This is a genomic window from Deltaproteobacteria bacterium (genome assembly GCA_029860075.1).
Lineage (GTDB): Bacteria > Desulfobacterota > JADFVX01 > JADFVX01 > JADFVX01 > JAOUBX01.
In genome coordinates, this window is sequence record JAOUBX010000014.1 from 63537 (window position 1) to 73630 (window position 10094).

Annotated in this window: 7 protein-coding genes; 2 read left to right on the plus strand and 5 right to left on the minus strand. The window is 45.4% G+C overall.

Annotated features, from left to right (window positions below; genetic code table 11):
- Nucleotides 1–2: 2 nt before the first annotated feature.
- The 4 genes from OEV42_06550 to OEV42_06565 all read right to left on the minus strand — a co-directional run bounded on the left by OEV42_06550 (nt 3) and on the right by OEV42_06565 (nt 6152).
- Nucleotides 3–1964 (minus strand): EAL domain-containing protein, encoded by a 1962-nt coding sequence (locus tag OEV42_06550; GenBank protein ID MDH3973923.1) that lies wholly within the window; start codon nt 1962–1964, stop codon nt 3–5.
- Nucleotides 1965–2217: 253 nt separating this feature from the next.
- On the minus strand, nt 2218–3450 hold the full coding sequence (locus OEV42_06555; protein ID MDH3973924.1) for a hypothetical protein: 1233 nt from the start codon (nt 3448–3450) through the stop codon (nt 2218–2220).
- 165 nt (nt 3451–3615) lie between these two features.
- A complete protein-coding gene (locus tag OEV42_06560; protein ID MDH3973925.1) occupies nt 3616–5307 on the minus strand; it encodes an ABC-ATPase domain-containing protein in 1692 nt (563 codons plus the stop codon).
- 86 nt (nt 5308–5393) lie between these two features.
- Nucleotides 5394–6152 carry a DsbC family protein gene (locus tag OEV42_06565; GenBank protein MDH3973926.1) on the minus strand — a complete coding sequence of 253 codons (759 nt, stop codon included), beginning with the start codon at nt 6150–6152 and terminating at the stop codon, nt 5394–5396.
- Between the two features lie 150 nt (nt 6153–6302).
- Between OEV42_06565 and murI the strand changes: the two genes are divergently transcribed.
- Entirely contained in the window at nt 6303–7103 is an 801-nt protein-coding gene (gene murI / locus OEV42_06570) for a glutamate racemase (GenBank protein ID MDH3973927.1), read from the plus strand.
- A 7-nt stretch (nt 7104–7110) separates the two neighbouring features.
- Here the strand turns inward: murI and OEV42_06575 are convergent, their stop codons facing one another.
- The gene (locus OEV42_06575) at nt 7111–8409 is read right to left on the minus strand and encodes a nodulation protein NfeD (protein MDH3973928.1); all 1299 of its coding nucleotides are present in this window, start codon (nt 8407–8409) and stop codon (nt 7111–7113) included.
- Between the two features lie 297 nt (nt 8410–8706).
- Here OEV42_06575 and OEV42_06580 point away from each other — a divergent pair, with 297 nt between their 5' ends.
- A complete protein-coding gene (locus OEV42_06580; GenBank protein MDH3973929.1) occupies nt 8707–9858 on the plus strand; it encodes a DUF3524 domain-containing protein in 1152 nt (383 codons plus the stop codon).
- The last annotated feature ends 236 nt before the right edge of the window (nt 9859–10094 follow it).

Here is a 10094-nt window from a genome sequence, read left to right on the forward strand (position 1 = left end):
TTTCAAAGCATTGCCATAGCCTGCCCTTCAATGCTTTTCAAGGTCATTTTAAAGCCCTCCGAAGGGACAGGCCCGCTGAAAAAATAACCCTGTATTTCTTCACAACCCAAATCTTTTACAAAGTTAAAATGATCCAATGTTTCCACACCTTCGGCAACAATTTCCAGATGAAGGCTTTTTGCAAGCGCAACAATAGCAGTCGTCAGGGTGGCGCTCTCGCTGCTGACAGTCACATCTTTAATAAATGCCCTGTCCACCTTAAGAATATCTATAGGGAAACGGGTAAGATGGCTGAGAGAGGAGTACCCTGTTCCAAAATCATCGAGAGCGAGTTTAACACCCAGCGCTTTGAGTTCCTTGAGTGATGCTACCGCCCTGTCCACATCATCTGCAAGGAGGCTCTCCGTCAACTCGATCTCCAGTAACGAAGGCTGCAATCCGCTGATTTCCAATGTTTTTTTTATATTATCGACAAGACTGTTGGAAATAAACTGACACATGGAAAGATTAACGGAAACTCTTAAATTACCATACCCTTCATCATGCCATTTTTTTGTCTGGTAACAGGCCTCAAAAATCATCCAGTCTCCAACAGGCACCATAAGCCCCGTCTCTTCAAGAAGCGGGATAAACCTTGAAGGGGGAATAAGCCCCATTTTAGGGTGGTTCCATCTGAGCAAGGCTTCCATGCCGATGACTTCTCCCGTAAGGGTGTTCACTTTCGGCTGATAAAATATTACAAATTCCTTTTCCTCTACAGCATTCCAAAGGCCGATTTGAAGTTCCAGTTGCTCTGATGTGAGAGGACTCATGGTTCCTGAATAGAATTCAAACCTGTTTCCCCCCAGCCTCTTGGTATTTCTCATTGCAATATTTGCATTTTCCACCAGTCTTTCGGCATTGTCGATTTCTTCCGTAAAAAGGGCAAAACCGGCGCTGGAGGTAACAACAAGTTCCCTTTCCTCGTACCTGACAGGTTTTCGAACGTTTTTCATGATTCTTTCGGCAAGCATCTCCATGTTCTGCACCGTCAAAGCGCCTTCACATATAATAGCAAATTCATCACCACTCATCCTCGAAAGGCTATCTCTCCCACGGGTGCACTCCCTCAGACGCTTTACAATTTCAAGAATGACCCTATTTCCTGCATCATGACCGAGACTGTTGTTAATCATTTTAAGCCTGTCTATCCCCACATACATAACTCCCAGTAACTTTTCACCCTCCCTTTCAGCGCTAATTACTTTTAAGAGGTTCTCCATAAACATGATCCGATTGGGAAGGCGGGTCAAACCATCGTAATATTTGAAAAAACTGAATCCATACTTTCTTGATTGAAGTTTATTTTTTTCATTTGAACTGTCATGACTTTTGATAATGAAAAAAATCAGGAGATGTAAGAACAGAAGGAGGGCGATCAAAAAAGCAAGAACCTGTATCACTCTCCTGCTAATCATGGTTACAAGATAAGTAACATCCCGGCCAGCTTCCAGCACACCACTAACAGAGCCGTCCCCTGGGCTTCGGATAGGCATGAAGAGAGAAAAATGATTGACTTCCACCTTTGTGCCGGAAAAAAGAAAGGGAGAGGGAAAAGAAAGCAGATGGCCCGAACCGGCGCCGGCAGCAGCAAGACGAAAATGCTTGTTTCTGCTCACAGGGGCGGTTTCCTCCTTGCCCTCCGCGGGAAACAGTCTTGTTCCATCAAGCCGGTAAATCTTTATCCAGTCAGCGCCTGAAGATTTACTTATTTCTCCTATTTCAAGAACAAATTCTTTTGACGACAGGCCAAATTTATCACCATATTTATCGTAAATACGGGAAATATCCTTAAGAACCGGTTGATAGGATCTGCCCAGACTCTCTTCAATAGACTGGTTGATCATATTTTTTGTCAGGATAACTGCCGCCATGACAAATATAATGATTCCAATGGTACTGGTAATCCAGTAAGTGCCTTTCATATTCACCGCCACAAAAACATTCCCCTTAACGCAGAAAACTGTAAGGATGGATTCATCAGGAAATCAACTTATTAATAACTATATAACAGAATTTTAAGGTAAAGAGAACTTTTGTTTACAAATTACTAAACACCCCGCCGCAAGCAGCGGGGTATGAGCGCCAAGTCAACCTTCCCACCTTATGCCCACAAAGGGGGGAATTCACCCGGCAGAGATTCAGATATAGGAATCCGGCAAAAGAGAGTAAAGTAATTTAGTCCTTAAAAGACAGTATTTTAAAGCAGCTCTCCCTGCCTATTCTCAACAGGCTGCCTTTCGCATAAACCCCTTTTATCTGAACAATATCTCCGCGCCTCAGGTCATCAAAATGGCCATTTTTTTCCGATTTATCACGGTTTAATCTGCCAAGCTGTATGCGCCCCCTATGGCCGCAGAGAAAAACTCTCTTTTCCCCCTTCATGACCAGAAGATCACTAACCACTCTGAATGTTTCATCCTTCCCGTCACGGAAAAGGTCCCTCAGTGAAAGGCCGTCTTTCCTGATGACAAGGCAGGAGAATTTGAGACTTGATTTTTCAAAGGCCGTCCTTTTATCTATCTCTTCAACAATTTTGGGAGGCTGCCAGCCATAAACCTCATGGCACCAGTCTTTTTTATTCTCCAGGGCCAGGCAGGGTCCGGAGTCCAGGCAGGGTGAATAGAGAGTGAGTTCTCCCTTTTTTATTATTTCGTCCCTCATCCTTAGCAGGTCCCTGGAAGCATCTCTGAGGGCCGGCTCTATGATAAGAAGAGCGCCCTCTTTTTTCAGATATCTTTCTGCTATATTTTCAATCATTGTCATTCGGCAGTCAATCCTGCCATCACCCTCTCCTGTCTCGACAAGCGAATTGGACATGACAACAAGGTCATACTTCCTCATACCCGGACTGTCGGGCGCCATCTGATGAAGATCCACTTTTACCGCAGTCAGACTAAAGTTAAAATGCCCTTCTTCTGAATAGAAAGATTCATATCTCCTCCAGAGTTCTTTAAGGAACACTTGAGCCTCATGGAGATTTTCCTTTACCCTGTCTGCCACTTTGATTGAAACACCTTTAATCTCCCCTTTCACAGCAAGATGTTGAAAGAAAAAATTGATAAACCCGGCAGAGGCCGTGCCCGGACCGGAACCAAGGTCGAGAAGCGATATCTCTTCAGTACGGGCTTTTAGCCGGGGATGCAAAAAAAGTTCAACAAGCGGTATCTCTATTTTTAGTAGGTTTGCAGGGACAAAATAGGCCATGTACGCGGCCATGAGTAAACTGTCTCTCAGGTAATCATCAGGCCGGGCATCCTGTCTTTTAGTAAAATAGTCGGAAAGCTCCTTAACCTTGAGCGCAAGTTTTTTAAATTCTCTCGCACTGAGAGGGTCTTCTTTTTTGAGACCGAGAAGATTTTTTACCCTTTCTTCAATTAACTGTTCCGCAATAGAAGGGAATGTAAGCATCTTTTAAAATACACTTCTTGTCATTTCGAGGGGAGGGAGAAATCTTTTTCCAGAATAGTATTGAAATACCTATAAGATTCCTCACATACGCCGGCAATGGCATTCATACTTTTACAGGAGCCGTTTTTCATCAGTTTTATTTAATTATCAGGGCAAACCCCATGTTCATGCATCAGCCCTTATCCTGTTGACAGCCGCCGCAATTTCATGAAGCCTCGGCAGCGCCAGGGTCCCCACCTTCCAGGGGGAAAGAATATCGAGCCCTTTCTCTTCCACATCTTTTAAGGTAAGCTTTAACCCTTCCACCAGTCCCGGTGACGAGGAAGCATATTTTTTTGCATAATATAGGATCATTAATCCGATGGTCCTTGTCTGGTCAATATGAACGAGTTGCTCCACCGATGAAAGGTCGATGCGGTGTTCACCAAAGAGGAGAGTACTCATTTCCGGCGTGTCGATTTTTACCTCTTTTTTTCCCCGCCTGGCGCTAAGCCTTTCAAGGGGCGGTTTTCGTTTATTCATGCTCTCGACAGGCGTCAACGCAGGAGCAGGGCTTACATTCAACCTTTCCGGTGCGAGAGAGTGAGCCTTTTCAGTCACATCAAGGGGCGCGTAGGTATCCATCATGATAACGTGATCACTCACCTCGAAATAATCACCGGAGCCTCCCATGACGATAACCGTCGACAGGCCGCAACATTCATAAAGCTCGCGCACCCGCTGTATAAAAGGTGTAATAGGTTCCCTGTCAGGTGAAACAAGAGCCTGCATCCGCTCATCCCTGATCATAAAATTAGTAGCCGACGTATCTTCATCGATGAGCAACAGCCCTGTCCCACCTTCAAGGGCTTCCATAATATTGGCCGCCTGAGAAGTAGAGCCGCTGGCATTATCCGTTGTAAAACCGGTCGTATTCCGGCCGAAAGGAAGATTGTCAATAAAGGGACTGATATCGACTCCCCATATTACCCGTCCATCTTCGGCCCGTACCTTTACAGCGGTTTCTTCCGTAACGACAAGTTCCCTTCCGTCACCGGGAATATGGTCATAAACCCCCCTCTCCAGAGCATGAAGCAACGTTGACTTGCCATGAAAACCACCACCCACAATAAGCGTTACCCCCCGGGGGATGGCCATCCCCCCTATTTCTCCCCTGTTCGGCAGCTTTACTTTTTTCAATAAACTTTCAGGCGGTTTAAAGGGGAGGGCTCCCTCTGCAAGGGGACTGTCATCGATACCGCTCCTCCTTGGCAAAATAGAGCCTTCGCCAACAAAGGCAATGAGCTTATTTTCCCTTAGCCAGTTTCTTAAAAAATGCTGATCCTCGACAGACTCAACATGGCATGCCATATGACGGGGATCGAGATTTGAAAAAACAAGCCCCCTGTCGACAACAAGGGGAAGTTCGTGAAAAAAGACCTTTTGTGCCTCTTTCCCGAGAATCCTCCTGCCATCAGCAGGCAGACCAATGGTAATTCTGGCCTCCACACCGGCAGGGGAAAGATTAACGGCATTTCGTATCAGCACCTGCTGGTTGCCCGACGCAATATCGACCTGCCCGCTTTTCCCCGTCCCCCTTCCTCCCCTGACAAACTCCCTGACGGCACGGAGGGCAGCCCGTCCGATATAATCCTGAAGGGCCTTTTTCCTTATCGGTGAAGACCAGAGTTCTTTTGGGAATTTAGATATTTGGGAAGGAACTTTAATGCTGACGCGGGAGGGGGCCGCAAAGGGGTCCCCCTGTACATGGTCAATGGAAAGGGTATAGGAACCGAAGCTGTAGACACCCTCTATCTCTTTGTATGCCTTATAGCCTCTGCCGTCAATTTTTCTTAACAATGCGTCAAGATCTTTCACGGCAGCCCCCTATAAAAAATTTTGCCGACAGACAGTTAAACCTGGAAGCCAAGATCCAACTGCCCTTTCCAGGCTAATGGGTACAACTATTTTTTCTCAGGAGATTCCATCATCTCCATGAGAACATCACCCGTTACAAAACCGGGAACAAGACGGCCGTCAGGCAGGATGATTGCGGGAGTACCACTAATGCCGAGCTTCTTTGCCGTCTCTATATTATTGTCAACCTCTTTCGTATCGCACTTTGCCTTGGGAAGGGACTTTCCTTCGAAGGCCTCATCGAGCATTTTCAGTGAGTTTTCACAAAGAACGGTTTTAGACTTTTCATAGGCTTCGGGGTGCATTGGAAGCGGGAAGAGCTTGATATAAAAAGCGACATCATTCCTTTCCTTTATAAGCTTCTTGATTTCACCATGAAGCTTGCGGCAGTAAGGACAATCGGGATCATCGAAGACGATAAACTTGTTCTTTGCCTTCTTGTTGCCCATGAGCATCGTTCCCGTAAGAGGCACATCCTTGAGATCGATCTTTCTCATTTCCGGCTGTTTTCCTATATTTTCAACAGGAATGAAATTTTGAATAAGGAGAACATGCTTTTTGGCGTAGTCCAGATGGACACGAACAGACTTTCCGTTCATTAAACCGTCAATTTGCCATATCCCCTTGGCAGGCGATTCGGATATTTTGACATTCTCGAGTTTAAGCATATCTTCCGCCTCTTTCGGCGTAAGAGAATGGCAGGAGGAACAGTCCATACTGCAGCCCGGAGGCCCCTCAAAAGAAAAACCCCCTGTTGGAAAAAAGAAAAGACTAAAAACAAGCATTGGAATCGACAAAAATTTCATTTAATTACCCCTTTAATAAATTAATAGAAACCTAGTATAGGGTATGGATTTCAGATATTCAAGCCTAAAGCTTCTTCCGGCAATATTTTAGGATATATTTATATTTGGTTTGACAAGCCATATTTAATCCCCTAAATTAAAACCACGACGATGAATACAAAAAGATCCATAGGCATATTCGATTCGGGTATAGGCGGCCTCACCGTTCTTCACAGTATCATTGCCGCCCTTCCCCATGAAAATACAATTTATGTAGGTGATACGGCAAGGGTGCCTTACGGCACCAAATCTGCCGGAGCCGTAACACAGTATTCCCTTGAAATAAGCAAATTTCTCAACAGCCAAAAAGTTAAAGCCCTTGTCGTTGCCTGTAATACGGCATCAGCAGTCGCCCTTCCAAAGCTTAAAGAGGTTTTCAATCTCCCCGTCATCGATATGATCGGTCCCGCCGCAAGGAAAGCAGCCCGCTCCTCGCCTGCCGGGAAAATAGGAATTATCGGCACGGAAGGAACGATCAGGAGTGGGGCCTATGAAAAAAACCTGAAAGAAATTAAGGCCGGCATATCCATTATCAGTTCATCATGCCCCCTTTTTGTCCCCTTGGCGGAAGAAGGCTGGACAGATAACGACATTGCCCTCATGACAGCAACACGCTATCTTCAAACCTTTAAAGAGAGCGACATTGATACCCTTATCCTGGGATGCACTCATTACCCGCTATTCAAGGAAACCATCAGAAAAGTAATGGGCCATGACGTGGTCCTCGTTGATTCCGGCGAAGAAGCCGCCTGCGAATTAAAGGCGCTCCTCAAAAAGAGGGGAGAGAAGGAAGAAATTGGAACCGTAGAAAGAAACTACTTCGTTACCGACACGCCTGATCGTTTTTTAAAGCTTGGAAAAGACTTTCTCGGTCAAAACATCGATGCAGTCAGTCACCTGGATATCCCCTGATATTATTTTACTCTTCAGCTTTTTTTACTGAAAGCAGCATCCCCTTTATTTCCTTAACCTCGACTTTTTCCCCTTTTTCTATGATTTCATCACTCTTTGCTTCCCAGAGTTCACCATGAACAAAGACCTTTCCCCGCTTGTCTATAACGGTTCTTGCCTCACCCACAAGCCCTATCAAACTCTCAAGACCCGTCGCTACATGCCTGGAGAAGGTTTTTACGGCCATGGTAATAACAAAGATAAAGATCACTGAAAGCGCTGCTACCGTTGAAAAGATAACAACGTAGGAGACCCTGAGAAAAGGGGCCGACCTTTCAAAAAGCATGAGGGAGCCCAGAAGAATGGCGCCGATTCCTCCCATCGTAAGCAAACCATAACTGATAACCATGAGTTCAAGAAAAAGAAGCACAATACCGAGAACAACAAGAAGTACGCCTGCATAGTTAACGGGGAGGGTTTGAAAAGCAACAAAGGCAAGAATAAGAGAAACACCTCCGACGACTCCGGGAAAAATAAGGCCCGGATTGGATAGTTCAAGATAAAGGCCGAGAAAACCAACCATCATCAGAATATAGGCAATATTGGGATCACTTATGGTACTCAGAATTTTCTGGCGAAAATCCATTTCCAGATATTTTCGCTCTGCATCTTTTAAGGCCAGCGTCACTTTCTTTTCATCGGCCAGGAGAACTTCCTTCCTTTCGATTTCTTCAATTAATGCATCCAATGTGGGAGCAACAATATCGATAACTTTCAGTTCCTTTGCCTTATCAGCCGTAATAGAGACACTTTCCCGAACAGCCTTTTCAGCCCACCTGGCATTTCTCCCTTTTTTTTCCGCTATCCCCCTTGCATAAGCGGCGGCGTCATTTTCTATTTTTTTCATCATTGTTTCATCCGCCTTCTCTCCGCCAACGCCAAGATTAACGGGATGAGCGGCGCCGATATTGGTTGCAGGCGACATGGCCGCCACATGGGCAGCCATGGTTATCATCACCCCCGCAGAAGCGGCCCTTGCGCCACCGGGGTGAACATAGACGATAACAGGCACCGGCGAATTGAGGATATCCTTCACTATGGAACGCATGGCAAGATCAAGACCTCCCGGTGTATCAAGTTCGATGACAAGCGCCAGAGCGCCGTCTTTTTCCGAAGCCTCGATAGATCTTGAGATAAACTCGGCAACAATGGGATTAATAATACTATCAACCTTAATAAGGTTAATATGGCTTTGGGAAGATAAAGCAATTGCAGGAAGAAGGAGGAGTGCAAATAAAATAAAATGGCGTGCCTTTTTCAGAAACATAGTTTTCCCATAACTAAAGGGTAACATTCTTTATATTCTCTAACAGTATAGCACCCTGTTAATTGCTGTCAAGAAAGCACAAACATACACGTTAATAGGTCTCTCACTTTAACCAAAAAGAAAAACGTGTTAGGATGAGCTGAGCAGGCAGGGAGGCACTCATTTCAAAAAAAAGAGGCTTTAAGAGGTTTAGCATACTTTTCTTTGCCCGCTAACAAAAGTACATTTGTCTATTAAAATTACAAACATTAACTTCAGAGGCAACATTTCATCATTTCAGAAAAGCCGTGACAAAATATGCTTAATATCCTCATAATCGAACCCTACTTGACAGGTTCCCACGCAACCTGGGCCAAAGGCTATCAAAAGTTCAGCGCCCACAAAGTCGAGATTTTAGGACTCCAGGGCCGCTACTGGAAATGGCGCATGCATGGCGGCGCCGTTACACTGGCAAAAAAGTTCATGGAGGGAGACTGCAAACCCGACCTCATCCTGGCAACAGACATGCTCGACGTAACGACTTTTTTAAGTCTCACAAGAAAGCGAACAAATCATGTGCCGCTGGCCCTCTACTTTCATGAAAACCAGCTTACCTATCCCTGGTCTCCCCATGACCGGGATATCATCCACAAACGGGACAGGCACTACGGTTTTATTAATTACAGTTCAGCTCTCGCGGCAAATACGGTCCTCTTCAACTCAGACTACCACAAAGAAAGTTTTCTCTCGGAACTGGTCCCTTTTCTAAAACACTTTCCCGACTATAATGAACTCGAAACCGTTGAAGAAATCAGAAAAAAAAGCTCGGTCCTCCATCTCGGCCTCGACCTGTCATCTCTCGATCGCTACAGAATAAGGAAGGACTCCGGTAACGAAAAAACGCCTCTCATTCTCTGGAACCACAGATGGGAATATGATAAAAACCCCATCGGCTTTTTCAATGCCCTTTATCTTCTTGCTGACAATGGAGTCGATTTTCAGTTGGCGATTGTTGGCGAAAATTTCAGAAAAAGGCCCGGTGAGTTTAAAGCGGCTAAAGAGAGACTCGGCAGAAGGGTTGTCCAGTATGGCTATGCCAAAAGCTTTGAAGAATATGCAAGTTGGTTATGGAAGTCAGACATTATGCCCGTCACATCAAATCAGGATTTTTTCGGCGGGAGCGTCATCGAGGGAATCTATTGTAACAGTTATCCCCTCCTGCCGAAGCGCCTCGCCTACCCTGAGCATATTCCCCAAAAGCGCCATAGTGACTTTTTCTATGACGATTTTAACCATCTGGTCACAGGCCTTGAATGGTTAATCAAAAATATTGCTCACGTCCGCCGGCAAAATGTGGCTGGATTTGCAGAGAATTACAAGTGGGAAAAAATGGCGCCTCTTTATGATGAAACATTTGATTTAATTAGTAAAGAATCCACACCAAAGGACGTGGCCTTGCTTGAGCCCTAAAAGGGCTTGATTTTCTTTCCCGTTAAAAGGCAGCCGAGTGTAGCCGTTGACTGAGGATGAAGGGCACAAACTGTCTGAGGGAAGCGAGTTTTTGTGCCCAACCAAGGCAACGGTGGAAGGAGGGGAGTCCCGCCTTGGCGGGACCAGGTTTTAGGGCGGCCTTTCTTTTGTTACTTTTCTTTGTACCCTCAAGGGGCATAAATCCAGCAAAAGAAAAGTAAAATTATTATGGCATA